The sequence below is a fragment of the Nesterenkonia sp. NBAIMH1 genome, from assembly GCF_007922635.1.
Taxonomy (GTDB): Bacteria; Actinomycetota; Actinomycetes; order Actinomycetales; family Micrococcaceae; genus Nesterenkonia; species Nesterenkonia pannonica.
In genome coordinates, this window is sequence record NZ_CP042335.1 from 1552209 (window position 1) to 1576645 (window position 24437).

Below are 24437 nucleotides of genomic sequence, written 5' to 3' on the forward strand. Positions count from 1 at the left end.
ACCCGTCCGCTCGTGTCTCCTCAATCGCTCGCACCAGTTAGAGGTTGTCGAGCTTCAATCGCACGATCCCCTTCAGCGTCAGTGCGCACACGAGCGTCGGGGTTCGACCCGGGACCGAGTGGCGGCGGTTCCGACTGGACTGCGCTGGCGATGCCATCGGTGCGCGCCCTCAGCACGCTGCGCACCAGTCCGGTCCGATCCCCGAAGTTCCGAAGCAGCGTCTCTGGCCGGCGCTTCAGCCACCCCCGCGCTCGGGCCGGGCATTGAGTCGACTTCTCGCCGCAGCAGCATCGTCAACGCCGTTAGGACCCTTGCTGCGGTAGAGAACAGTGAATGACCCGACATGGAGAGTGCGCGTCCGTGTCAACTCAACTGAGGAAGCGGATGCCGGTCAGCCGCTCGGACGTGTTCCAGAGGGCCGTCGCAGTCGATAGGTCGGTAGCGATGGGCCTGAACGGTTCACCGAGTGCATCGGGCGCCGTCTTGGATCCGGCCGGTCCCCAGAACAGATGAGGGTCAGCCTTCGAGTTGAGGGCTGCGGTCAGGACGCCGATATTGGCGGGGTCGGGCTCACGGCCAATGGCGCGAGCAATGGCGCCGGTCAGGATTCGGGTGGCGGCTGAAGGGTAGGTCGCATGCAGGGGTGTGCGTGCCATACCGGGATGAGCGGCGAAGCTGCGAATGGGGCTTCCGGATGCAGCGAGGCGGCGGTTGAGTTCGATCGCAAAAATTGTGTTGGCCAGTTTGGACCGGCTGTAGGCCCGACCGGGTGAGTAGCGGTGAGTGCTGGCCAGGTCGTCAAGATTCAGGGTGGCCCCTTTATAGAGGGCAGACGATACCGCCACGACTCGGGCGCCTGTTCCCTGCGTGAGGGCGGGAAGGAGGAGGCCGGTAAGAGCGAAGTGGCCCAGGTGGTTGGTGGCGAACTGACTCTCTGTTCCCGCGTGATCATGCCGGAGAGGAACGCTGCTGATCCCCGCGTTGAGCACAAGGAGGTCCACGGGGCGATCTGCCGCCCCGAGGGCGAATTGGTGAATCGAATCGGGGTCGATGAGGTCCAAGGCGGCAACGGTGATCCTCTCGGCGGGTAGACGATTCTCCTCAATGAGGCGAACGCGGACAGCCTCAGCTCGCTCCACGTCGCGGGCACCGATCAGGACAGTGGAACCCCGGAGCGCGAGGAGACGCGTGGTGGCCAGCCCGAGGCCACTTGTACCGCCGGTCACGATTGCGTGGCGTCCGGTGAGGTCCGGTGCAGTGGCGAGGGGATCGGTGAGTCGTATGCGTGTCGAATTCGTCATGCCAGGAAGCGTAAAGTTTGACATCAGTGTCAAGGTCAAGAAGGGATATGCGATGCGCATCGGTGAACTGAGCGCTCGAACCGGGGCTAGCCCTAGATCGTTGCGCTACTACGAGCAGCAAGGCTTATTGACGTCGCAGCGCCAGCCGAACGGCTACCGGGAATATGGGGACAATGCGGTGGCCATAGTCGAGACGATCCGGTCACTGCTCGACATAGGTCTGCCGACCACGTTGGTGCAGCAGGTGCTGCCATGCACCGTGGGAGAGAAGGACGACGCAGCGTGCCCGGAGCTCCTCGAACAGATCGCCGTTCTTCGTGACGACGTGGGGTCCCGAGCAGAACGCTTTAAGACGATCGAGGCATCACTGACTTCGTACCTGAGCGCCAACGCCTAGGCGCCTCCGACAGTCTTCGGGCACCCGTGCGGGCCTACGCGACGGACAAGAACCACCCACCGAAACCGAGCCCGAGACACGCTCTCGACCGCGTGAGCGGACGATCCCACCACATGCAGCGACCGGTAAATGCCCCGTCTCATCGCCGGCCCCCAACTCGGCCGCGACCTATTCCAACGTCATGCCCTACTCGTACAGCCGAACCACCTCCGGTCTGCCTGGCTCATCGGGACCGCGCTGGCGCTCCAAAAAGACCCGCCTTAGCAGCAATCCGGCGCACCGTAGCACGATGTCTCCCGAACCACCCCTCCAGCTCATCGACCGATACCCCTTGGCGTACTCCTCGGCTAGCGCAGCCCGATTCGGGGCGCTCAAACGGGTTTGAGGACCACGCGAATATTTCGGCACCGGACCACGCTCATCGTGGTGCCGAGTAGCCTGGAGACGTGTCCGACGCCCCGCCGAGCTCCTGAGAACACTGCGAATCAGGGTCTCCACCGGCCTGCGGGGGGCTTGAGAAGCATCCACGAAGGGGCACAAGCGAAGCCTTCGTCGGTGCGCATGCGCTGTCTGCCGCACCGGTCTTGGTGAGCCGGTCGGTGTGTCTAGGTCGCCTGACGAGGGCTGGGCTCGGCAGGATGCTTCTTTCCGGCCGTCCGTGCGGCCTCCGCAGCCTGTTTCTTCGAGTCCTGCCGCGCGGGGTGCTATGGGGCCTTGGCCTGTCTGGGGAGCCTGAGCAGCGCTTCGAGAGGCCCCCTCTGCATCACGCGCAGCCAGATCACGGCAAAGAGCATGAGCGCGCCGCACAGCAGCGCAGTCGCGGCGGCCCCAGCCGCAAGTCCCTCAGGGCCTGGTCTCACGAGCAGGGCCAGCACCACCAGGTGCGCTGCGTAGGCGGTCAGCGCGAGACGCCCCAGTGAGGTGAGGGGAGACAGCCAGGGCCGATTCCACGTCGGAACTCTGAGACAGAGGCCGAGAACGAAGACGGCGGAGCCTGTGCCGCCGATCACCCATAGAGGCATTTCGGAGTGGGCGACATCGCTGACCAGCCTCTGCCAGTCATTGTGGCTGGAGGGTTCGCCGAGGGCCCGAATGAGCAGCGCAGATGCAGCGCGGGCGGACACGGCTGTCAGTCCGCCCCAGACAATAAGGCGCAGGCTGACGCGGGTATCCCGCAGGTTCAGTCGGCCCAGCCACATGCCCAGCAGAAAGGGTGCGGCCCATACCGCCACGGGGTAGGGTCCGGTCACCAGGATGTCGGCCACTATCTCAAGGGCGGGCTGGTCTGCGGTGATCGGTTCGCGCTTGAAGCCGGTCGGATGGTCATCGTGAATGACGATCCACGCCAACGGGCCGAGGGCCACGCTGGTGCCGGCCAGCGCTATAAGCACCCTGCTGCCGGCTCTTACCAGCGGCAGTCCCAGAAGAAAGAGAGCGGCATAGCTGGTCAGGATGACCCGGACACCGTGGTCCAGCTCTTGGAGCAGCAGGCCGAGGAGCAGCAGGAGGCCGCTGCGATACAGGAACGTTCCCCAGGGGATCCTGAGGTGACCGGACCTCGCCCGGCGGGTGATGAGTGTGAAGCCGATGCCGCCCAGGACGATGAAGAGGAGGGACGCCCGTCCGTGGGGGAGACGGTAGAGCGAGTCCCAGAACGATGTGCCGTCGAGGGGCCCCACGTTGACTGCGATCATGCCGACTATGGCCAGCCCTCGGGCGGCGTCCAGAGCCTGAATGCGGGACCCGGACTCGCCATCGGTCGCAGCTGAAGGGGCTCTCCTCACAGCTCGAACATCCAGTCTCCCCCGGGTCTGAGGCACGAAAGGGCGCCAGGCTCATGCGTCGCAACTGAGTCTAGCGTCCTCCGCAAGCTCGCCGCGGGAGCTCGATGCGCATTGTGTTCGCACCCTGTCGAGGCAGTCTGGGCGCAACCGGGCGTGCGGCTGCCCTGCTTCGATGACGGGAGCTCAAGACAGGGTGAGGAACAGCTTCTCCAACTCCTCGACGGTCAGCCCGTCCTCGTCCTCAGCTGCCTTACCAGGCTCAGCGATGCAGTACTGCATCGCGCCCGAGACCACCAGAAAGCCGGCCCGGTCCAGGGCGGTGGATACCGCAGCGAGCTGGGTGACCACATCGCGGCAGGAGCCGCCGCCCTCCACCGCGCTGATCACCGAGTCGAGCTGACCTCGGGCGCGCTTAAGCCTGTTGACGATCTTGCGCTGGGTCTCTGCGTCTGCGCTGCGCACCGATGATCCTCCGGAGATTGTAAAACGGCCGTGGGGGAGCAATGATCCCACGAGCCTCGCGCGGCAGCATCCTGCCACGCGTGTCCTCTTCGATGCCGTCCCGGCGGCGTTCCCGGTGCGCGGCCGTGAGCGCCGATCGGTTCAGGGAGTCGAGGGCGGCGTCTCGGCGATGCTCGCGAGGGCGGAGTCGAGGGTGGGCACCTTCTCGGCTCTGTTCCACGGCATGCGGCTGAGCGCGTATGCCATGCCGCAGGTGTTCGATGCGGCGGCGAAGATGAGGCCGGAGCCCACCCCGAACGAAAGCCATGTGAGCTTCGGATGGATGAGGCGACCTCCCAGCACGCCGGCCGCGACCAGGCCGCCCGCGGCCATCCGCACTTGGCGCTCCATGGACCAGGTGCTGCGACCGTGGAGGAGCTTCCCTCCGGCATCCTCATACGCATTGATGCCTCCGACGAGCACCTGCGCGTCGCCCCCTCCCGCTGCCGAGACCGCAGTCAGCGCCTGCTGGCTGCGCACGCCGGATTGGCAGAGCAGCACACTTCCGGCGGGAAGGTTCGCTGCCACCGCGTCAGGCTTCTGCTGCAGGAGGTCCAGAGGAAGGCTGTGCGAGCCGGGAATGCGCACACTCTCGAACTCTGCGGCCGATCGGACGTCGATCAGCACGGTCTGCTCCGCAGCGTCCTGCACCTGGAGCAGGTCTTGGGGGTAGATGCCGCTCATGGTGCTGCTCCTCCTCCGCTCGAGAACGGGGTCATGTGCCTCATCATGGGGTCCGGGTGTTCTTCAGGCCATGATTCTTCCTGTGCAGAGCCCAGGATACTGGCCGCGGCGCATCCACGTGGCGATCAGAAAACCTCATGTTTTGTTCCAGCTGACGCCCCTAGCGTGTCGGAAAGATGTAATCCAGAACACTTCACGCAGGTTCCTAGCGCTGGGCAGCGCATGACGGAGGGAAATCTATGGGCAACAAAGCGAAAGTTGCAGGACTTCTGCTCGGCGGCTACATGCTGGGCCGAGGCAAGAAGCTCAAACTTGCTCTGACCGTCGCAGCGACGGTCGGCGGCTCGAAGCTGTACAGCCAGCGCGAAGAGATCAGCAAAGCGTTGGGCTCCCTCGGAGAGGGCTCACCCGAACTTGGCCGTCTGGCCAGTTCGGTGCAGGGAGTCGCATCAGCCGGTCTGAGCCAGGTCGGCTCCCGACTTGAGCAGCAGACCGAGAGTATCAATTCCTCGCTGAAGCAGAAGAGCTCTGACTCCGGCGAGGAAGAATCCGCGGCTGAGGAGCCTGCAGAGGCTGAACCAGAGGGTTCCGAGGAGCCGGCGGAGAGCGAATCGAGCGAGCCGGAGCAGCAGGAGGCCGAGGAGCCCCAGGCTGACGACTCCTCATCCGAGGGAGGAGGAGAAGCCCGCGGCGAAGAAGTCCTCCTCGCAGCGCAGCCGCTCCACGGCGAAGTCCGGCACGGGGTCCGCCTCCTCGAGCAGGAAGTCTTCCAGCAGCTCACAGAGCAGGGCGCGCTCGGGCAGCTCCGGAAGCCGTTCGAACTCGCGTGCCAAGAGCGGCACCGGCAGCACGACGCGCAAGTCGTCCAACGCCGGGAAAACGACCGCATCCAAGAGCCAGGGGGCTAAGAAATGAGCGATCAGGACATGCTGGGAGGGCTGAAGTCCCAGCTGGGTGACTACGCACAGGCCCTCGGACGCAAAGCCATCAATTCCGTGAGCGACCGCGTCGACGACTTCGCCGAGCGGATCGAAAGCGGCGGAGGTGCCGCAGGAGAAGGCGTCAAGGCAGGCGCGGAGAAGATGGCCGAAGGGAAGTCGCCGGTCTCCGCCGCAGCATCAGGCGTGGCGTCGGGAGCCCAGGCGAAGGTGAAGGACGCGCTGCCCGGGGGGTCCGGGTCCTCGAGCTCCTCCTCCGGAAAGAAGTTCATCAACATCGTGGAGTGGACCGACATCGGAGTCCCTCTCCACGTCGCGTACAACGCGTTCACCCAGTTTGAGGACTGGCCCACCTTCATGAGGAAGGTTGAGAACGTCGAGCGTGTGGACGACACCAAGATCAGCTTCAAGGGCCAGGTCTTCCTCTCCCACAGGACCTGGGAGGCGACCATCACCGAACAGGTGGCTGACTCGCACATCGTGTGGTCATCCACGGGGGAGAAGGGCAGCATCAGCGGCAGCGTGTCCTTCCACGAAGTGACGCCCACGCTCACCCGCATGCTCACCATCGGCGAGTACCACCCGCAGGGGTTCGTGGAGCGCACCGGAAATCTCTGGCGAGCAGTCGGCCGCCGTTTCAGGCTCGAGCTGAAGTTCTTCGTCCATCACGTGATGACCGAAGTCATCCAGGACCCCGACTCTGTCGAGGGATGGCGCGGGGAGATCCGCGACGGAGAGCTCGTGCAGTCCCACGAGGAAGCAGTGGAGCAGGAGCAGGAGGCAGCGTCTGAGGCGGCCGAGGACGAGAGCGCCGAATCCGAGCAGGACACCGCCCCGGAGGATGAAGGCGGCGAGGAGGACGTCCCCGCCGAGGAGTCTGAGGAGCAGTACGCCGAGGAGGAGCCCGAGGACGTCGACGAGGAGCCCGCTCCCGAGGATGAGGCCGAGCCTGAGGACGTCGAGGAGGAACCGGCACCTGAGGATGAGGCCGAGCCCGAGGAGGAGGCGGCTCCTGAGGACGTCGAGGAGGAGCCCGCCGCTGAGGAGGATGACGCTCCTGCCGAGGACGAAGAGGACGTAGAGCCCGCCGAGGAAGAGGCTCCAGCGGAGGAAGAAGACTGAGAAGCGGCCGAAACCCAATGTGCTCAGGGACCCCTGAGCCGAACTGTGAAAGTAGGTAATCGAAATGAGTGTAGGAACATCGCGCTCCCAAGGGAGCTACGTTGACCGCCCCTCCTCCAGCTCGCTGGCGGACGTCGTCGAGATCATCCTCGACAAAGGTCTGGTCATCGACGCATATGTCCGGGTCTCTCTGGTGGGCATCGAGGTGCTCACCATCGACGCGCGCATCGTGATCGCCAGCGTCGACACTTACCTGCGCTTCGCAGAGGCCACCAACCGGCTGGACCTCAGCAACCAGGGCGGACGTGATCTGCCCGACCTCATGAGCGGCATGGCCGAGGGCGGAGCCAAAGGCAAGACGCAGGGTGCCGTCGAAGGTCTCAAGGAAGCCGTCACCGGCGACGACGACGAAGAGGAAGAGGGCACCCGCTCCCGAGCAGGCAGCCGATCTGAATGAGTGACGCCTCCGGGGATTCCCCCCAGGACACGTATCTCTACGCCGTGGTCCCCGCAGATGCCGAGCTGCCGCCCTCATCCGAGGGTGTGCAGGGAGGTGCCGTGCGCCTCGTGGCTCATGGGCGAGTGGCTGCGGTGATCAGCGAGACGGATCCTGATGAGGTGCTGGGGACCCCGGCGGACCTGCTGGCCCACACGCAGCTTCTTGACGCGCTCGCAGCCGCCGAGCCTGTCCTTCCGCTGGCCTTCGGCACCATCATTCCCGGAGCCGATGCCGTGGAGGCCGAGGTCCTGGAGCCCAATGAGGAGGCGTATGCCGCTGGGCTTGAGTCGGTCGCCGGGCGGACGCAGTTCACCGTCACGGTGACCTTCAGCCGGGACGACGAGCTCCGAGCCATCGTCGAGGAGGTTCCCGCTGCGGCGGAGCTCCAGGCCGCCATAGCGGGCACGACGGAGGATGAGACGCGTCCTCAGCGGATCCAGCTCGGCGAGCTGATGGTGCGGGCGCTCGAGGAGCGTCAGCCTGAGGCGGCCGAGCCGGTGATCGACCGGCTGGAGGAGGTCACGAGCGATCTGATGATCCATGACCGTCGCCAGCCCGATGATGTGGTCGAAGCGGCGGTCCTCGTAGAGTACGGTCAGCTCGAGGACTTCGAGCAGGCTGTGGAGGATCTCGCCCGGGAGCATCACCCCCGGCTCAGGTTCCGACTGGTGGGGCCGCAGGCTCCCTATGACTTCGTACCGGAGGTGTAGCCGTGGGGCTGTTCACATCGCTGCTGGGCCTGCCGCTGGCACCCCTGCGCGGCACTGTGTGGCTTGCGGAGCAGATCGCCCAGGAGGCTGAGCAGCAGCACTACGATCCGCACACCATCCGGCGTCAGCTCCTCGAGGTGGAGAACGCCCGGAATGCTGGAGAGCTGAGCGAGGACGAGGCCGCAGCGCTGGAGCGAGAGCTCATCGCGCGACTTATGGAGGCCAGTCAGCGCCGAAACCCTACAAGGAGGACCCATGAGTGAAGACGAAGCAGAGAAGAGCACAAGCAGCCAGCGGACCCCCGCCAAGCGGAGCAGCTCCTCGCAGAGCTCCAAGCAGAGCGGGGGCGACGCCTCGAAGCGCACTGCGTCCTCAAGCACCAAGAGCAGCTCAAGCAGCGGCACCGCCGCCAAAGGCACTGCCCGCACCCGCAGCCAGTCGGAGCGGACTGAGAGTCAGAGGTCGCCCGAGCGGCAGAAGTCCTCGGAGGGTCAGAAGTCCGCCGAGGCTCAGAAGGCATCAGGCAGCGAGCGGTCGTCCAAGGTGACGGCGGTGGCTGCCAGTCGCAAAGCCCGCGAGCAGTTCGAGAGCCTCGTGGGCCGAACCCCGGAGTCCATCATCGGAGTCCAGAAGACCAGCGAGGGGTGGACAGTGAGCATGGAAGTGGTGGAGTCCAGGCGCGTGCCTGACACCGCCGACCTCCTGGCAGAGTATGAGGTGAGTCTGAGCCCCGACGCGGAGCTCCTCGGCTACAGCAGGACCAGCCGCTACGTCCGCGGCCGCCCCAGCTGAGGATTCGACCCAGTGCCCGCTCCGGCGGCACTCACCTACCCCTGAGGAGAGCAGTATGGCGACGAGACAGCCCGGCAAGGCGATGGAACCGCAGCGGGACCGCGAAGGAACGCTGATGCAGGTCGTGGAGACCCTCCTGGACAAAGGCCTGGTCCTCAACGCAGACATCATGGTTTCAGTCGCCGGGGTGGAGCTTCTCGGAATCCGCATCCGTGCGGCCCTCGCCTCCTTCGAAACCGCAGCGAAGTTCGGTCTGGACTTTCCCGCGGGAACGGACCGTGAAACGGCCGCATGGCAGGAAGCCATGGAGGAGAAGGACACCTGTCCCGAGTGCGGGAAGCGTGCGTCGCTGAAGCAGCTGATGGACACCTTCTGCCCATGGTGCGGGTGGCAGAGCGCCTACGCGCGCAGCCTGGAGCAGAGCGGCGCCGAAGAGCTCGAGAGCGACGAGGGCGAGCCGCTTCCCGAGACGACGGGTGAGGACGCCGAAGAGGAGTCGCTCTCAGCCCGCAGCGCCGAGTAGGCAGCGCTGTGAAGCAGCCACATTCGACGGCTGACGCGGACCGGTCGGCCATGGAGCCCACCCGCGATCCCAATGCCACCCTGCCCGACCTCCTCGAGGTCCTCCTGAACAAGGGGGTCCACCTCAATCTGGACCTCATCATCTCCGTGGCCGACATCCCGCTGATCGGCGTCAACCTGCGGGCGACCATCGCCGGCATTGAGACGATGCTCGAGTACGGCATGATGCGGCAGTGGGACGACCAGACGCGCGCGTGGGTGCAGAAGTCGTTGGCGAAGCACCTGGCCATGGGCCCGGACGAAGAGGTCATCGCAGCCATGGCCGCCAGCCACTACCAGGCCGGCTTCCACCGAACCTGGCGCCCCGGCAGGGCGTATGTGACGACCGAGCGGCTCCTCATCCATCGCCGCGATCCCGCGGAGACGCTCTGGGAGGCGCCCCTCACTGCGATCGAGAGCATCGAGCCGTTCGAGGACGCGTCGATCGGGGGCGAAGCCCGGACGCGGCTGCTCGTGCGGACTGAGGGAGGCAGCGAGGCCACCCTCTCAGCCGCCGATCCGCAACGGCTCGCCAGCCTCGTGCAGGAGAGCATCGGTGCGCCTCGGAGCTCGACGAGCCTGCCGCCGGATCAGGCAGCCGCTCCCCGGATGAGCGGGCACGTCTGGTACCTGGAGACACTGGCGAACAGCACCACCTGGCGCGGGGGACGTGCGACGCTGGGCGCGGATTCGGCGTCCGGAATGACGGAGCTCACCTGGAGATCGCCGATGGATTCCCGGGCCTCTGTACGTCTCGATCCGGCGGATGTGCTGTCCGTCGCGCTCGAGCGCCGGTCCAACCCGACCGATGAGAGTGAGATCCTGGTGGTGGAGACATCCCACTCCGTGCTCCGCCTGGCATCGTCTCATCCGGAGCGCTGGAGGGAGCACCTCACCGAGTGGAGCACCGAGGCGAAGGAGGCCGGCGATGGCGCTGCAGGTTGACGAAGAAAGCCTGAAGCACGGCGTGCTCACGCTCGTCGTCACCCTCGTCGAGGTCATTCAGGAGGCGCTGGAGACTCAGGCGCTGCGCCGCATGGAAGGCGGTGACCTCACGGAGGAGGAGCAGAACCGCCTCGGCGAAGCACTGCTGGAGCTCGATGAGGCGATGGATCAGATCAAAGCCGATCACGGCATCACCGGCTCCGTCTCGGACCTGCACCGCGGTCTGGACGAAGTCGTCGATGAGGTCGTGGGAAAGCTCATCAACCCGCAGCGGTGGGCCGACGAGACCGAGAGAGGATCCGGCTGACTATGAGGACCCTGTACATCTACGCCCTGGTCCCGGCCGGCAGCCCACCCCCCGAAGGAGCAGGGATCGACGGTGCTGACCTCCACATCGTGAGCGCACCCTCGGGAGTCGCGGCGGTGGTGCACACCCACGACGCGGCCCCGTACGAAGGTCCGGATGACGACGTGAAGCGGTGGGTGCTCCAGCACAGCGACGTCGTGGAGGCGTGCTGGAGCAGCGCGGCCAGTGTGCTGCCAGTCTCCTTCAACGTCATCGTCCGACCGGACGAGGACGGCGGCGCCACGGCCGACGACCAGCTTCAGGCCTGGCTGAACAGCGCTGGGGACGAGCTGCGCACTCGGCTCGATGAGCTGGAGGGCTCCTCGGAGCTCCGCGTCGAGATCAGCCTCGACCCGGACGAGTTCGCTCAGGACGACCCGTCGGTCGCTCAGCTCCGTGAGGAGATGGAGTCCAGGCCCGCAGGCGTGCGTCGGCTGCTGGAGAAGCGCCTGGAGAAGCTGCAGAAGCAGCTGACGGACCAGGCCGCCGACCGTCTCTACCCCGACTATCGGCAGCGAATCGCCCAGCACAGCTCGGAGCTTCAGGAGTACACCAGCGCTCAGCACGCAAAGGGGCTCGTGCGCGTGCTCTCGGCAGCCTGTCTGCTTCGCGCGGACCGCATCGAGGACCTGGGCGCCGAGCTCTCCGCCATCCAGGACGAGGCCCCGGGGACCCGCATTCGATTCCTCGGTCCGTGGCCTCCCTACTCCTTCTCGGCCCTCGAGGTGCCCATGGGCGGCGAGCGCGCTGAGAGCCGCGGCTGAGCGCCCCGCCCGAGGCGTTGTGCCGTGCCTCCCGGGCGTGGGAGCATTGTCGAGGACCGGAGCTTCGAAGGGTATTCAACATCTCTCACGGGACTTTTCTGGCACTCTGACGACGCCGTCAAAGTGCAGTCCCGAGCCTCACGCCGCCTCGATCCGATTGTTCATCCCCTGCAACCCTCACAGATGCCTTGGAGGGCCTATGCCGCCTCGCCGCCCACCAGTCCCCATCGACCCGACCGTCTCCAAGCCTGACACCACCTCTCAGCTGATGCCTGTGGTCAAACCGGCTGCCGACGGGGAGGCCGATAGGCCTAAGAAGGATCCGCGCCGCAGGCCTCGAGAGCCGCGGCGCGGCCGCGCACCGAAGAAGCAGCAGGCCTTCGACCCCTCCGCCTTCGAGCAGAGGGCCGACACGCGCCACATCTTCCGGCGCGTCATCGAGCCTGTGCAGACGGCCACCGCTGTCCTGCCGCTGGTCGACCGGCTCACCGGCACGCCCTACGCCAACCCCATCCTCGCCGAGCAGACCCACGAGGCCGACGAGCTGGAGACCATCAACTTCGTCCTCGACCTCGGCGAGACCCTCTTCCGCTACGGGGCGGGAGCCTTCGACGTAGAGACCAGCATCATCGCGGTCACTGCCGCCTACGGCATGGACCACACCGACGTGGACATCACCAACCAGTCGATCATCTTCAACTGGGCGCCCGAGGGGAGGTTCCCCTACTCGCGGGTCCGCGTGGTCCGATCCTGGTCCGGCAACTTCCGTGCGCTCTGCGAGCTGCACCAGATGGTCACAGACATCATCACCGGCCGCGTCACGCGTGCGCAGGCGAAGAAGCGCCTGCGGGACATCCGACGCCAGCCCAAGCCCTACGCCCGCTGGGTCGTGACGGTTTCGGGCGCACTGTTCGCGGGCCTGTTCGCCAGCTACACCGGCGCTCCACCTTTGGATGCGTTCCTCGGCTTCGCCGCCACACTCCTGGTGCTGGGCATCACGCGCCAGCTGCATGCGTGGAGGGTCCCGGAGATCTTCACCCTCGCAGCCGGCGGATTCGCAGCCACTTCGGTCGCGCTCTCCGCCCTCTGGCTCGGGGCCGACATCACCCCCTCCATGGTGGTCGCCGGAGGCCTCATGATCCTTCTTCCCAGTGTGCGCATCGTCAACGCCATGCAGGACGTCATCCACTCCTTCCCCATCACCGCCGCCGGCCGCCTGGTCTCCACGCTGGTGTCCTTCGCCGGAATGACGGCGGGGATCATGACGGCGGTCATCGTCGCCGACGTCCTGGGCGCCCCTGAGGTGGAGATCGTCCAGGGCATCACGCACCTCTACCACCCGTCCGCGCTCGCGGTCCTCGTCCTGGCCACCGGTGTGACGGCAGCCATCGTCGAACAGGCCCCCTGGCGTCTGCTGCTGCCCACCGGCGCAGTGGCCTGTCTGGGATTCTCGGCGTACTACGCGGCCGACACTCTCGGGCTGGGGATCTGGTTCTCACCCATCGTGGGGGCTGTGGTCATCGGGGCGCTCGCCCGCATCATCGCGCTGCGCATGCAGGCGCCCATCCTCGTCATCGCAGTGCCTGCCATGATGTTCATGCTTCCGGGCCTCATCATCTTCCGCGGGATGTACCAGATCGCCCTCGGCTCCTCATCCGAGATGATGAATGCTGGGCTTCACCAGCTCTTCACCGCGCTGATCATCATTCTGGCGATCGCCGGCGGGATCGCGCTGGGAGACGTGCTCATGCGGCCGGTGACGTCGCGGATGCGGCAGACCAGATACGTCGTCGACCGCCGGGACCAGATGGAGGAGCTCGCCTCCGCCGCTGCCGGCAGCAGCTGAGCCTGCCGCCCGCACCGCCGGCCCGCTGTCGGACCGACGGGATGTGGGTTCTGACACGGTGCGGAATGCGGAGCGGTATGGGCGGGTTGGCCCTCACCGTACCCCTGCTTCTCGATCAAGGACTCCGATGACCTCCGCTCTCTACACGCCCGTGACGCTCGGCAGCATGAACCTTGCCAATCGCTTGGTGATGGCGCCGCTGACCCGCATCCGCTCCGATCAGGACGGCACCCCCAACGATGCGGTGGTGGAGTACTACCGGCAGCGGTCCAGCATGGGGCTGATCACCACCGAGGGCACGTGGCCGGTGGGCGAGGGCCGGACCTGGATCGGCCAGCCGGGCATCGAGACGCAGCAGCACATCGAGGGGTGGCGCCGGGTCACTGAGGCCGTGCACGCCGAGGGCGGACGCATCATCATGCAGATCATGCACGGAGGCAGGATCGGCCATCCCTCCATCTCCGCCACGGGCCGGGTCACCGCACCATCATCGATCGCCGCTCCCGGCGAGATCCGCACCCCTGAGGGCAAGCAGCCCCACCCGGTGCCGCACGCCCTGACCACCGACGAGGTGCAGCAGACCGTGCAGCAGTTCGCCCGCGCCGCAGAGAACGCCGTGGCGGCCGGCATGGACGGTGTGCAGATCCACGGAGCCAACGGCTACCTCATCCACGAGTTCATCGCCGCCACCACCAACCATCGCACTGACCAGTACGGCGGCTCTCCGCAGAACCGCGCCAGGTTCGCGATCGATATCGCCGCCGCGACCGCCCAGGCCATCGGCGGCGACAAGACCGGCATACGCCTGTCGCCTCAGCACAACATTCAGGGCGCTCTCGAGGAGGACGACGCCGACGCCCTGGCCACGTACCGGGCGCTGGCCGAAGGGCTTGCACCCCTCGGCATGGCGCACATCGATGTGCTCAGTGCTGACCCTGCGTCGGAGATGGTTCAGGTCATCCGCAGCGTGTCGGGTGCCCCGCTGGTGGCCAATACCGGCTTCGGCGTTCCTACGGATCGGCTGACCGCCGAGCAGCTCGTGGACCATGACCTGGCTGAGGCTGTGAGCGTGGGACGGGCGGTCATCGCCAACCCGGATCTGGTGCGCCGGTGGCGGGAGGAGCTTGAGGAGAACGAACCGCAGCCGGAGACGTTCTACGTCGGCGGGGAGCGCGGCTACACCGACTACCCCTTCTACGTCGGCTGAGCGCGCAGCCGCATCAGAATCACTCGAGGACGGCGCCTGCGCTGAAGGCCCACGCGCCGTCTTCGGGCACATCCTCCACCTCCACGAGGAAGCTCCCGTCGTCGGGCGCAATGCCTTCGGCGCTGACCCCGCGGCTGATCAGCTGATGGCAATCAGCGCGATCCCCGCGGCGACCACTGCGGCCCCTGCCAGCCGGCGGAGAGGATCCCTCTCCTTGAACAGCCACCAGGCCAGCAGAGAACCGATGATGATGGAGGACTCCCGCACGGGGGCGACCAGGGCGACCGACGTCGTCGTCATGGCGTAGAGCACCAGGATGTACGCCAGCGGGGACAGGACCGCAATGGTGACGACGGCTCGGCGGTCGCTGCGCCAGGTGGGGGCGATGAGCTCCCGCTTCCGCACCACCCACGGCAGCATCACAGCGGACTGGAGCACGCCGCTGAGCCCGAAGTACAGGATCGGGTCGATGCTCAGGCCGTTCACCGCATAGTTGTCCCACAGCGTGTACGCCGCGATGGCCGCGCCCGTGGCCGAGCCGTACATGAGTCCCGCTCCCAGCCCGGAGGAGCGGCGGAACAGCTTCCGTCCTGTCACGAGCAGGATGCCGCTGATCACCACCAGCCCGCCGAGGAGGGCCAGGCTCTCCGGCCGTTCGCCCAGAACGGCGACGGCCACCACGATCGTCAGCACCGGTCCGACGCCGCGCGCCACCGGATACACCACGCCCAGCTCGGCCTTCCGGTAGCCGGTCTGCAGCAGTTGGGCGTAGGCGATGTGCAGCACCGCGGTGACCAGGGCGGCCAGGGGAAGCTCCCAGCCGTGGTCAGCCTCCGTGACGATGGCGCGGATGATGCCGACGGGGAGGGTGATGAGGCAGCCCATCGAGTAGTACATCCAGATGAGCACGGTGGTGTCCCCGCGGGCGGCTTTGGCCGCCAGATTCCACACTGCGTGGAAGACCGCGGCGGCCAGCACCATCGCCAGGGCGACGCCGCTCATGCGGCCGCACGTATGGCCGCCGCCGAGCACAGCATGCTCATCACCCTACGCGCCGTCGCTGCAGCAAGGGTGCGCCCCCAGCACCTGCTGCGGACGCCGTGTCAGGCGGCACCCTTACACTGGTGGCGCCATGGATTTTCTCTTCACTCCGCCTTCGCAGCGCGCCGGCGAGGGGTCTCGATCAGCCCGGAACGACGAGCGGGACGGCGTCCACGACGACGCCGGACCGGCCGTTCTGCAGGAGCCGCCAGAGCCTTCGGGGGCAGCCGTCGAGGGGCTGAACCCGCAGCAGAGGGAGGCCGTCCTCCACGGCGGCTCCCCGCTGCTGATCGTCGCCGGTGCCGGCTCGGGCAAGACGGCGGTGCTCACCCGGCGGATCGCCCACCTGATCCACACCGGCGCGGCCCGGCCGCACGAGATCCTGGCGATCACCTTCACCAACAAGGCTGCCCGGGAGATGAAGGAGCGCATCGAACGGCTGATCGGGCCGGCCGCCCAGCGCATGTGGATATCCACGTTCCACTCCTCCTGCGTGCGGATCCTCCGCGCCGAGGCGCCGACCATCGGCCGCAAGTCCACATTCACCATCTACGACGCCTCAGACTCCCTGCGCCTGGTCACCCAGATCGCCAAGGAGCACCAGCTGGACCCGAAGCGGTTCGCCCCGCGGGCCCTGCGCAACAGGATCAGTGCGCTGAAGAATGAGCTGGTCGATGCGGAGGGGTTCCGCGCCACGGCTCCCAGCGAGCCGTTCTCCGAGGCGGTCTCCACCGTGTTCGGCGAATACTCCGAGCGGCTGCGAGCTGCGAATGCCTACGACTTCGACGACCTCCTCACGGAGACCGTCTACATGCTGGAGGCCTTCCCCGCGGTGCGCGACAGCTACCGCCGCAGATTCCGGCACGTGCTCGTCGATGAGTATCAGGACACCAACCACGCCCAGTACCGGCTGATCAGGCAGCTGACAGCACCGGATGACGAGGTGGAGACCAGTCCGGCGGAGCTGACGGTGGTCGGCGACTCGGACCAGTCGATCTACGCCTTCCGCGGCGCGGACATCCGCAACATCACCGAGTTTGAGCGGGACTACCCCCAGGCGCGGGTCATCAAGCTGGAGCAGAACTACCGCTCCACCCAGAACATCCTTGACGCCGCAAACGCGGTCATCTCCCAGAACTCGGCCCGTCAGGAGAAGAGCCTCTGGACGGAGTCCGGCGCTGGGCCGGATGTGACCCTCCACGTGGCCCACTCGGAGTCGGACGAGGCGGCGTGGATCGCTCGGACCATCGACCGTCTCGGCGACGATGAGGGCGTGAAGCCCTCGGACGTGGCGGTGTTCTACCGGACCAACGCCCAGTCCAGGTCCTTGGAGGAGCGCCTCATCCACCGCGGCATCCCCTACCGGGTCATCGGCGGCACGCGGTTCTACGATCGCAAAGAGATCAAGGATGCCCTGGCCTACCTGCACGTGGTGAACAACCCCGATGACGATGTGAACCTTCGGCGGGTGCTCAACGAGCCGAAGCGGGGCATCGGTGAGAAGGCAGAGACTGCGGTGGCCCAGCTGGCGGGTCGGGACCGAATCACGTTCCTCGAGGCGCTGCGCCGGGCCGAGGAGACGAGCGCCTCGACCCGTGCGGTGAAGCAGATCGCGTCCTTCGTGCGCATGATCGACGATGTCACCAGCCTCGCAGCTGACGAGAACCCCTCCGTGGTGCTGGAGGCGGTGCTGGAGCAGTCCGGCATGATGGCGGCGCTGCGAGAGTCGAAGGACCTGCAGGACGAGTCCCGCGCGGACAACCTCGGCGAGCTGGTCGCGGTGATGAAGGAGTACGAGGCCAACACCGAGGGGGCCTCCCTGGAGGGCTTCCTGGAGCAGGTCAGCCTCATCGCTGACGCAGACGCCATACCCAACGCCCCCGATGACGAGTCGGCCCGGCTGGCCGCCGAGCAGGGCCAGGTCACTCTGATGACGCTTCACACAGCGAAGGGGCTGGAGTTCCCGGTGGTATTCCTCACCGGCATGGAGCACGGCGTCTTCCCCCACCAGCGGGCCATGGGCGACACGGATCAGCTCTCCGAGGAGCGTCGCCTCGCCTACGTGGGGCTCACGCGAGCCGAGCACCGTCTCTTCCTGACGCGGGCTGAGTCCAGGAGCCTCTGGGGCCAGGTCTCCTACAACCCACCCAGCCAGTTCCTCGCTGAGATTCCGGACCACCTGCTGCACTCGAGCCCGGACTCGGTCACCAGCCGCACCGCGGGCTCTCGCGGTTCGGCACTGTCGGGCTTCGGGTCAGGCTCAAGCTTCGGCCGAACAGGCTGGGGCGGCGACGAGGCCCTGACCAGGGGTTCGCATGGGGGAGCGCCTGCGTCGGCGCCGCCGAAGAACGTGAACCCCGACCGGGAAATCCCCTCGCTCAGCCCCGGGGAGCAGGTGAAGCACGGCAAGTTCGGCATCGGCGAGGTCCTGTCCGTCGAAGGCTCGGGGGACAAGACAGTGGCCAAGGTCGCGTTCAGCGGTGCCGAGAAGCGCCTTCTCCTGCGATATGCTCCCCTGGAGAAACTCAGCTGAGCCGACGCCGTCCTGCGGTGCGGCCCAGCGAGCATCTCCTCACTCGCTTTGTCATCAACGCAGAAGGACACACCTGTGGACCTTTACGAGTACCAGGCGCGCGATCTGTTCGAGGCGCACGGTGTCCCCGTGCTCGCCGGCATCGTCGCCACTACGCCCGAAGAAGCAAAGAACGCCGCTGAGCAGATCGGCGGAACAGTGGTCATCAAGGCCCAGGTGAAGGTCGGCGGCCGCGGCAAGGCCGGCGGCGTGAAGCTGGCCAAGTCACCGCAGGAGGCCTATGAGCACGCTGAGGCCATCCTCGGCATGGACATCAAGGGCCACACGGTGCACCGGGTCATGATCGCCCAGGGCGCCGAGATCGTGGAGGAGTACTACTTCTCCATCCTCCTGGACCGCGCAGAGCGCCAGTACCTCGCCATGAGCTCCAAGGAGGGCGGCGTGGAGATCGAGCAGCTCGCCGTGGAGTCCCCGGAGAAGCTGGCCAGGGTCAACTTCGACCCGAACGTGGGCATCACCGGCTCCATGGGCGGCTACATCGCCGCCAAGGCCGGCTTCGACGCAGCCGATGCCCCGGCCCTGTCCAAGGTCTTCAAGCAGCTCTGGAGAGTCTTCAAGGAAGAGGACGCGTCGCTGGTGGAGGTCAACCCGCTGGTGAGGACTGCTGACGGCAGCATCATCGCGCTGGACGGCAAGATCACTCTCGACGAGAACGCGGCCTTCCGTCAGCCCGCGCACGCCGACCTGATCGACGAGTCCGCTGTGGACCCGCTCGAGGCCAAGGCGGCAGAGCACGAGCTGAACTACGTGAAGCTCGACGGTCAGGTCGGCATCATCGGCAACGGCGCCGGTCTCGTGATGTCCACCCTCGACGTGGTCGCGTACGCCGGGGAGGCTCACGGTGGGGTCAAGCCCGCGAACTTCCTCGACATCGGAGGCGGCGCCTCTGCGGAGATCATGGCGCACGGCCTCGACGTGATCCTGTCGGACGACCAGGTGAAGTCGGTGTTCGTGAACGTCTTCGGCGGCATCACCAGCTGCGACGCCGTCGCCAACGGAATCGTCAAGGCTCTGGACATTCTGGGCGACACCGCCAGCAAGCCGCTGGTCGTGCGACTGGACGGCAACAACGTGGAGGCAGGCCGGAAGATCCTCGCCGACGCCAACCACCCGCTGGTCACCACGGCCGACACCATGGACGCAGGGGCCGACCAGGCCGCCGAGCTGGCGAACAAGTAAAGGGACGGAGACACATATGTCGATCTACCTCAACAAAGACTCCAAGGTCATCGTCCAGGGCATCACCGGCGGCGAGGGCACCAAGCACACCGCCCTGATGCTCAAGGCCGGCACCAACATCGTGGGCGGCGTCAACGCCCGCAAAGCCGGCTCGCACGTCACCCACATCCACAAGGACGGCTACGAAACAGAGCTCCCGGTCTTCGGCTCCGTCTCCGAAGCCATGGAGAAGACCGGCGCGGACGTCTCCGTGGCCTTCGTTCCTCCGAAGTTCGCCAAAGATGCGGCGATCGAGGCCATCCAGGCAGGCATCGGCCTGCTGGTCGTGATCACCGAGGGCATCCCGGTGCAGGACACTGCCGAGTTCTACAACCTGGCTGCGACCACCACCGACGACGACGGGAACCCGATCACCCGCGTCATCGGCCCGAACTGCCCCGGCATCATCACCCCCGGCGAGGCGCTGGCCGGCATCACCCCGGCAAACATCACGGAGTCCGGTCCTATCGGACTGGTGTCCAAGTCCGGCACTCTGACGTACCAGATGATGTACGAACTCCGTGACATCGGGTTCTCCACCAGCATCGGAATCGGCGGCGACCCGGTCATCGGCACCACCCACATCGATGCGCTCGAAGCGTTCGAGAACGACCCGGACACCAAGGCGATCGTCATGATCGGCGAGATCGGCGGAGACGCCGAAGAGCGCGCCGCGGAGTACATCAAGGCCCACGTCACCAAGCCGGTCGTCGGCTACGTCGCAGGCTTCACCGCTCCCGAGGGCAAGACGATGGGCCACGCCGGCGCGATCGTCTCCGGCTCCTCGGGCACGGCCGAGGCCAAGAAGGAAGCACTCGAGGCGGCAGGCGTGAAGGTCGGCAAGACGCCCTCCGAAACCGCCGAGCTGCTGCGCGAGATCTTCAAAGGCTGACGCACCTCAGCTCATCTGCAGCCTGACGCCGTCGCCCTCCGCTCTGCGCGGGGGCGACGGCGCTTCTGTGTGCGCCGCTTCCGACGCGGCCCAGCACCCGAAACCAGCACCGCCGCCGGCTCCGATGCCAGCTGACCCTCTGACGGAGCCGAACCCCAGCATCGGAGGCCCCGCGTCAGTGAGAAGGTAGACGCATGCCTGAGGTCACCACCGGAACGAACAGCGAGCTGACAAGACCGGCGCATGCGCTCACCGCCGAGCAGGCACTGAGCCGCTTCGAGGCGGACCCGAGCGTAGGGCTGACCGAGACGCAGGTCCAGGCCCGCCTCGCCGAGCACGGGCCGAACGCCCTCCCCGCCGCAGAGAGGGACAGTGCGGCGGTTCGCTTCCTGCGTCACCTCAACGACGTGCTCATCTACGTGCTGCTGGGCGCGGCCGCTCTGACTGCCGCGCTGCAGCACTGGGTCGATACCATCGTCATTCTCGCTGTGGTGCTCATCAACGCTGTCGTCGGGTTCCTGCAGGAAGGGCGCGCCGAACGGGCCCTCGAAGGCATTCGCGACATGCTGTCACCCTCCGCGGCTGCACGTCGCGAAGACCAGTGGCAGACCGTGGCCGCGGAGGACCTCGTCCCCGGTGACATTGTCCGGCTGCGTGCCGGCGACCGAGTCCCCGCCGATATGCGGCTCATCGAAGCCCACGAGCTCACGGTCGAGGAGTCGGCGCTGACGGGGGAGTCAGTCCCAGCTCAGAAGAGCACCGTCGAGGTCAGTCCCGAAGCTCCCCTGGGCGATCGTGTCTGCCTCGCCTACTCCGGAACGATGGTGACCTCCGGGGCCGGCCAGGGCGTCGTCGTCGGCACAGGGTCCCAGGCAGAGATCGGCCGGATCAGCACCATGATGAGCGACGTTGAAGCGCTGGAGACACCGCTGACGCGCCAGATCGCCGCCTTCGGCCGCTGGCTGGCCCTCGCCGTGGTGCTGATGACGCTGGCGCTGGTCCTGGTGGGCACCCTCGCCCATGACACCGATACCGGTGAGCTGCTGCAGGCTGCCGCCAGCTTCGCCGTCGCCGCCATCCCGGAGGGGCTGCCCGCCCTGATCACCATCACCCTCGCCCTGGGGGTGCAGGCGATGGCCCGCCGGAACGCGATCACTCGCAGGCTGCCGGCGGTGCAGACACTCGGCAGCGTGACAGTGATCTGCTCGGACAAGACAGGCACCCTCACCAAGAACGAGATGACGGTGACCGCCGCCGCCCTGCCGAGCGCCCAGGTCAGCGTCACCGGCACTGGCTACGCTCCCGAGGGGGAGGTTCTGGCGGACGGTGCTCCGGCAGGCATGGAGCATGAGGAGCTCCGGCGCCTCATCGAAGCGATGAGCATCGCCAACGACACCCAGCTGACGCAGAAGGAGGGCCGCTGGGGGATCAGCGGGGAGCCCACGGAGGGTGCTCTGCAGGCGCTCGCCGGGAAGCTGGGGTTCGACCCGACCGACGCGAAGCGCACCTCCACCCTGCCGTTCAGCTCGGAGAACAAGCTGATGGCCACCGTCGCAGAGACTCACGGGACAGCTCGAATCCTGGTGAAGGGTGCGCCGGACCGGCTGCTCGACAGGTCCGCGACCCAGCTCCGCGGGACCGAGGAGAAGCCGCTGGACCGCGCGTATTGGGAGGAGCAGATCGGACTGCTCTCCGCTCAGGGCCTGCGCGTCCTGGCCGCCGCTGAGCGTCCGGCCGGTCAGAACGATGCGGAGCGTCTCAGCCTCGACGCTTTGGAGGATCTGACCTTCCTCGGCGTCGTGGGCATCGTGGACCCGCCCCGTGAGGCTGCGATCGCAGCCATCGAGACCTGCCACCACGCAGGCATCAGCGTGAAGATGATCACCGGGGACCATGTCGGCACCGCGCGTGCCATCGCCGAACAGATGGGCATCGACGACGGAGCGGGTGCGATCAGCGGACCTGAGCTCGAAGAGGCGGACGATGACGAGCTGCGCCGCCTCGCTGCGTCGCACAATGTATTCGCCCGCACCAGCCCGGAGCACAAGCTCCGGCTGGTCAAGGCTCTGCAGGCCGAGGGTGAGGTGGTGGCGATGACCGGCGACGGCGTCAACGACGCCCCCGCCCTGCGCCGCGCCGATGTGGGCGTCGCCATGGGTGTGAAGGGCACGGAGGTCACCAAGGAGTCGGCCGAGATCGTGCTGGCCGACGACGACTTCACCACCATCGAAGCTGCGGTGGAGGAGGGGCGGCGGATCTACGACAACCTCCGCAAGGCGATCGTCTTCCTCCTGCCGACCAACGGAGCCCAGTCCGCGGTGGTGCTCTTCGCCGTCGCCCTTGGATGGACTCTGCCGCTGACCCCGCTGCAGGTCCTGTGGGCCAACATGATCACGGCGGTGACCCTGGCGTTCGCGTTCGCCTTCGAGCCCGCCGAGCCCGGTGTGATGAGGCGCAGGCCGCGTGACCCCGCCAAAGGACTCGTCGAGCTGCGGCACATGGTGCAGATCGCACTGGTGTCACTGCTGATCGCTGCAGCGACGATCTCCGTGTTCCAGTGGCGGATCGCAGTGGGGGACGATCTGGAGTCCGCGCGGACGCTGGCCACCACAGTGCTGGTGGTGTGCCAGGCCTTCTACCTGTTCAACGTCAAGGCCCTGGAGTCCTCAAGCCTGCGGCCCACCGTGCTGGGCAGCAGCTGGGTCGCGTGGGCATGCGTCGCCGGGCTGACAGTCCTGCAGCTGCTGTTCATCTACGCGGCACCGCTGCAGGCCCTGTTTGAGTCTCAGCCGCTGAATCCGGAGCATCTGGCCGTGGTGACCGGCGCGGGGCTCGTCATCTTCCTGCTGACAGAACTGATCAAGCTGGTGCTGCACTGGCGGAGGAACTGACTCTCAGCACCCAACGGTCGGATTCTGAGGGCCCGGCCTCCAGACGGGCGCCGATCGACTGCGCGCGGACGTGCATGCCCTCCAGGCCTACGCTCGAGGAGCCGTAGGGGAAGCTCTCCTGCCCGTCGGGCACCGGCGCCGCGTCGTTCTCGATCGTCACTGACCACGCGTCGGCAGCGGCTTCAGCATCCAGCCTGATGCCCGCGATCCCGCCGTCGGGCGCTGCGCCGTGCTTCTGTGCGTTGAGGAGTCCCTCGCCCACAATGGCGAACAGCTGTGTGCGCACCCATTGGGCCACTCGTGACCAGTCTCCGCGCACATCCGCCTCGAAGACGCCTCGTTCAGGCCGTAGCCCGCTGCGGAGCGTCTCAAGGTCCTCAGGAAATGTTCTGCCGTCGACGGCTTGGGGCAGGACGCCCTGTCCCTTCAGGAGAATGACCATCTCTCGAAGGTCGTCCAGCGCTGAGCGTGCCGTATCTCCCAACACCTGCACCGCCTCCGGTGCGGGTGCGCGTGGGTGGAGGCTCATGGCATCAGCCCGCATGGCCAGAACGGTCAGATCACGGCCGATATTGTCGTGGAGCTCCTGGGCAAAGCGGCGCCGCTCGTGCTGCAGTGCGTGCGCCCTGGCCTGCTCCGCGCGGAGTCGCTGCGTGCGCTCCTCCCGCGCACGGGCTGCGACTCGTCGGATGCCTCGGCCGATCGCGTACGCGATCAGCACCAGCAGGCTGAGGAATGCAGCGGCGCCGGCTGCGGTCTCCCAGTCGCCGAACTGTGCTCCCACAGCGCCCGTCCAGAGCACCGAGGTGACGACGTAGAGCCGTCGAGGCCAGACAGGTGCGTACATCGCAACGACCGCGCTCATCAGCACGAGGAAAACGGCCTGGTACAGGGGGATGTAGCCCACGACGAGGATAGCCGCCAATGCCGCCTGGGCAGCTGCCGCCCCAGGGATGACGCCTACCCATAGGAGGCAGAGGCAGAGCGTCCACAGCAGCAGCGACAGGAGGGCGCCGACAGAGACGGGTCCTGTGCTGAACGCTCCGAAGAGGCTCAGGTCAAGGAGAATCCAGGCAGCCGATACGCCGGTCAGCGCATTCAGGAGCTTCCGGTCAGGCTTCTCAGCACGCCACCCCGCAGCTGCTTCGAACCCCATCGGGCGTCAGTCAATCACAGGCCGAATGGTTCGGGAAGAGCTCGCACCACTGCTCCCCGAGCCAGGAGTCACGCTGAACATCGGCCCCGCCGTGTGCAGCAGCACGCAGGCAGCGACGACGACGGCAAAGTTCAGCATCCTGTTCATCTGAGCAGACTATTTCTCGCGTTCGGCTTCGGAGAGTCCCCTGTGGTGGACAGTTTTCGCTGACCCTCGTGATGTTGCTGGTCTTCGATCTAGGCTTCTGCA

Annotated in this window: 23 protein-coding genes; 17 read left to right on the forward strand and 6 right to left on the reverse strand. The window is 66.7% G+C overall.

Translation table 11 applies throughout. The features are described 5' to 3' along the window. Positions 1–368: 368 nt before the first annotated feature. The gene (locus tag FS388_RS07350; RefSeq protein WP_168198649.1) at positions 369–1301 is read right to left on the reverse strand and encodes an SDR family NAD(P)-dependent oxidoreductase; all 933 of its coding nucleotides are present in this window, start codon (positions 1299–1301) and stop codon (positions 369–371) included. Between FS388_RS07350 and FS388_RS07355 the strand changes: the two genes are divergently transcribed. After that, positions 1282–1698, forward strand: coding sequence for a MerR family transcriptional regulator (locus FS388_RS07355; protein WP_210410164.1), 417 nt, complete (start codon positions 1282–1284; stop codon positions 1696–1698). The two genes, FS388_RS07350 and FS388_RS07355, sit on opposite strands and share 20 nt — an antisense overlap. Before the next feature lie 704 nt (positions 1699–2402). On the opposite strand, the gene FS388_RS07360 is transcribed toward FS388_RS07355, so the two are convergent. The 3 genes from FS388_RS07360 to FS388_RS07370 form a co-directional block, all read right to left on the reverse strand. After that, positions 2403–3482 (reverse strand): DUF418 domain-containing protein, encoded by a 1080-nt coding sequence (locus FS388_RS07360; protein ID WP_146340832.1) that lies wholly within the window; start codon positions 3480–3482, stop codon positions 2403–2405. A 183-nt stretch (positions 3483–3665) separates the two neighbouring features. Then, positions 3666–3944 carry a metal-sensitive transcriptional regulator gene (locus tag FS388_RS07365; protein ID WP_146340833.1) on the reverse strand — a complete coding sequence of 93 codons (279 nt, stop codon included), beginning with the start codon at positions 3942–3944 and terminating at the stop codon, positions 3666–3668. A 141-nt stretch (positions 3945–4085) separates the two neighbouring features. Next, positions 4086–4667, reverse strand: a complete 582-nt coding sequence (locus FS388_RS07370) for a rhodanese-like domain-containing protein (RefSeq protein WP_146340834.1) — start codon at positions 4665–4667, stop codon at positions 4086–4088. Positions 4668–4906: 239 nt separating this feature from the next. On the opposite strand from FS388_RS07370, the gene FS388_RS07375 reads away from it, so the two are divergent. From FS388_RS07375 to FS388_RS07430, 12 genes are all read left to right on the forward strand, one after another. Then, on the forward strand, positions 4907–5575 hold the full coding sequence (locus FS388_RS07375; protein WP_146340835.1) for a hypothetical protein: 669 nt from the start codon (positions 4907–4909) through the stop codon (positions 5573–5575). Between the two features lie 3 nt (positions 5576–5578). After that, positions 5579–6727: an SRPBCC family protein gene (locus FS388_RS07380; RefSeq protein WP_146340836.1), complete on the forward strand. Its 1149-nt coding sequence runs from the start codon at positions 5579–5581 to the stop codon at positions 6725–6727. Between the two features lie 64 nt (positions 6728–6791). Then, positions 6792–7184 (forward strand): gas vesicle protein GvpJ, encoded by a 393-nt coding sequence (gene gvpJ, locus FS388_RS07385; protein WP_146340837.1) that lies wholly within the window; start codon positions 6792–6794, stop codon positions 7182–7184. After that, a complete protein-coding gene (locus FS388_RS07390) occupies positions 7181–7936 on the forward strand; it encodes a GvpL/GvpF family gas vesicle protein (RefSeq protein WP_146340838.1) in 756 nt (251 codons plus the stop codon). Before gvpJ (FS388_RS07385) ends, FS388_RS07390 begins: the two co-directional genes overlap by 4 nt. A 2-nt stretch (positions 7937–7938) precedes the next feature. Further along, positions 7939–8199, forward strand: coding sequence for a gas vesicle protein GvpG (locus tag FS388_RS07395; RefSeq protein ID WP_146340839.1), 261 nt, complete (start codon positions 7939–7941; stop codon positions 8197–8199). Next, positions 8192–8728, forward strand: coding sequence for a gas vesicle protein (locus tag FS388_RS07400; RefSeq protein ID WP_146340840.1), 537 nt, complete (start codon positions 8192–8194; stop codon positions 8726–8728). Before FS388_RS07395 ends, FS388_RS07400 begins: the two co-directional genes overlap by 8 nt. Positions 8729–8783: 55 nt before the next feature. Next, positions 8784–9251, forward strand: coding sequence for a gas vesicle protein GvpJ (gvpJ, locus tag FS388_RS13380; RefSeq protein ID WP_305778812.1), 468 nt, complete (start codon positions 8784–8786; stop codon positions 9249–9251). A gap of 8 nt (positions 9252–9259) precedes the next feature. Further along, positions 9260–10234, forward strand: a complete 975-nt coding sequence (locus FS388_RS07410) for a gas vesicle protein (RefSeq protein ID WP_210410165.1) — start codon at positions 9260–9262, stop codon at positions 10232–10234. Then, positions 10218–10541, forward strand: coding sequence for a gas vesicle protein K (locus FS388_RS07415; RefSeq protein ID WP_146340841.1), 324 nt, complete (start codon positions 10218–10220; stop codon positions 10539–10541). Before FS388_RS07410 ends, FS388_RS07415 begins: the two co-directional genes overlap by 17 nt. Before the next feature lie 2 nt (positions 10542–10543). After that, positions 10544–11344 (forward strand): GvpL/GvpF family gas vesicle protein, encoded by an 801-nt coding sequence (locus FS388_RS07420; protein WP_146340842.1) that lies wholly within the window; start codon positions 10544–10546, stop codon positions 11342–11344. Between the two features lie 199 nt (positions 11345–11543). Next, positions 11544–13190, forward strand: a complete 1647-nt coding sequence (locus FS388_RS07425; RefSeq protein ID WP_146340843.1) for a threonine/serine exporter ThrE family protein — start codon at positions 11544–11546, stop codon at positions 13188–13190. A gap of 127 nt (positions 13191–13317) precedes the next feature. Next, complete coding sequence (locus FS388_RS07430; RefSeq protein ID WP_146340844.1) at positions 13318–14397, forward strand: alkene reductase; 1080 nt, start codon at positions 13318–13320, stop codon at positions 14395–14397. A 138-nt stretch (positions 14398–14535) separates the two neighbouring features. Here the strand turns inward: FS388_RS07430 and FS388_RS07435 are convergent, their stop codons facing one another. Continuing rightward, a complete protein-coding gene (locus tag FS388_RS07435; RefSeq protein WP_146340845.1) occupies positions 14536–15399 on the reverse strand; it encodes a DMT family transporter in 864 nt (287 codons plus the stop codon). Between the two features lie 130 nt (positions 15400–15529). Here FS388_RS07435 and pcrA point away from each other — a divergent pair, with 130 nt between their 5' ends. From pcrA to FS388_RS07455, 4 genes are all read left to right on the forward strand, one after another. Next, complete coding sequence (pcrA, locus tag FS388_RS07440; protein WP_146340846.1) at positions 15530–17971, forward strand: DNA helicase PcrA; 2442 nt, start codon at positions 15530–15532, stop codon at positions 17969–17971. Between the two features lie 75 nt (positions 17972–18046). Further along, complete coding sequence (sucC, locus tag FS388_RS07445; protein ID WP_146340847.1) at positions 18047–19210, forward strand: ADP-forming succinate--CoA ligase subunit beta; 1164 nt, start codon at positions 18047–18049, stop codon at positions 19208–19210. A gap of 16 nt (positions 19211–19226) precedes the next feature. Then, positions 19227–20141: a succinate--CoA ligase subunit alpha gene (gene sucD, locus FS388_RS07450; RefSeq protein WP_146340848.1), complete on the forward strand. Its 915-nt coding sequence runs from the start codon at positions 19227–19229 to the stop codon at positions 20139–20141. 194 nt (positions 20142–20335) lie between these two features. Next, complete coding sequence (locus FS388_RS07455) at positions 20336–23032, forward strand: HAD-IC family P-type ATPase (protein ID WP_146340849.1); 2697 nt, start codon at positions 20336–20338, stop codon at positions 23030–23032. On the opposite strand, the gene FS388_RS07460 is transcribed toward FS388_RS07455, so the two are convergent. Beyond that, a complete protein-coding gene (locus FS388_RS07460) occupies positions 23001–24188 on the reverse strand; it encodes a sensor histidine kinase (protein ID WP_146340850.1) in 1188 nt (395 codons plus the stop codon). The two genes, FS388_RS07455 and FS388_RS07460, sit on opposite strands and share 32 nt — an antisense overlap. Positions 24189–24437: the final 249 nt, after the last annotated feature.

Excerpts from the sequence above, each read along its gene's own strand:
- FS388_RS07355 (WP_210410164.1), top strand. The coding sequence starts at position 1,282 with ATGCGTGTCGAATTCGTCATGCCAGGAAGCGTAAAGTTTGACATCAGT.
- FS388_RS07350 (WP_168198649.1), bottom strand. The coding sequence starts at position 1,301 with ATGACGAATTCGACACGCATACGACTCACCGATCCCCTCGCCACTGCA.
- FS388_RS07370 (WP_146340834.1), bottom strand. The coding sequence starts at position 4,667 with ATGAGCGGCATCTACCCCCAAGACCTGCTCCAGGTGCAGGACGCTGCG.
- FS388_RS07375 (WP_146340835.1), top strand. The coding sequence starts at position 4,907 with ATGGGCAACAAAGCGAAAGTTGCAGGACTTCTGCTCGGCGGCTACATG.
- FS388_RS07380 (WP_146340836.1), top strand. The coding sequence starts at position 5,579 with ATGAGCGATCAGGACATGCTGGGAGGGCTGAAGTCCCAGCTGGGTGAC.
- gvpJ (WP_146340837.1), top strand. The coding sequence starts at position 6,792 with ATGAGTGTAGGAACATCGCGCTCCCAAGGGAGCTACGTTGACCGCCCC.
- FS388_RS07390 (WP_146340838.1), top strand. The coding sequence starts at position 7,181 with ATGAGTGACGCCTCCGGGGATTCCCCCCAGGACACGTATCTCTACGCC.
- FS388_RS07400 (WP_146340840.1), top strand. The coding sequence starts at position 8,192 with ATGAGTGAAGACGAAGCAGAGAAGAGCACAAGCAGCCAGCGGACCCCC.
- gvpJ (WP_305778812.1), top strand. The coding sequence starts at position 8,784 with ATGGCGACGAGACAGCCCGGCAAGGCGATGGAACCGCAGCGGGACCGC.
- FS388_RS07415 (WP_146340841.1), top strand. The coding sequence starts at position 10,218 with ATGGCGCTGCAGGTTGACGAAGAAAGCCTGAAGCACGGCGTGCTCACG.
- FS388_RS07420 (WP_146340842.1), top strand. The coding sequence starts at position 10,544 with ATGAGGACCCTGTACATCTACGCCCTGGTCCCGGCCGGCAGCCCACCC.
- FS388_RS07425 (WP_146340843.1), top strand. The coding sequence starts at position 11,544 with ATGCCGCCTCGCCGCCCACCAGTCCCCATCGACCCGACCGTCTCCAAG.
- FS388_RS07430 (WP_146340844.1), top strand. The coding sequence starts at position 13,318 with ATGACCTCCGCTCTCTACACGCCCGTGACGCTCGGCAGCATGAACCTT.
- FS388_RS07435 (WP_146340845.1), bottom strand. The coding sequence starts at position 15,399 with ATGAGCGGCGTCGCCCTGGCGATGGTGCTGGCCGCCGCGGTCTTCCAC.
- pcrA (WP_146340846.1), top strand. The coding sequence starts at position 15,530 with ATGGATTTTCTCTTCACTCCGCCTTCGCAGCGCGCCGGCGAGGGGTCT.
- sucD (WP_146340848.1), top strand. The coding sequence starts at position 19,227 with ATGTCGATCTACCTCAACAAAGACTCCAAGGTCATCGTCCAGGGCATC.
- FS388_RS07455 (WP_146340849.1), top strand. The coding sequence starts at position 20,336 with ATGCCTGAGGTCACCACCGGAACGAACAGCGAGCTGACAAGACCGGCG.
- FS388_RS07460 (WP_146340850.1), bottom strand. The coding sequence starts at position 24,188 with ATGGGGTTCGAAGCAGCTGCGGGGTGGCGTGCTGAGAAGCCTGACCGG.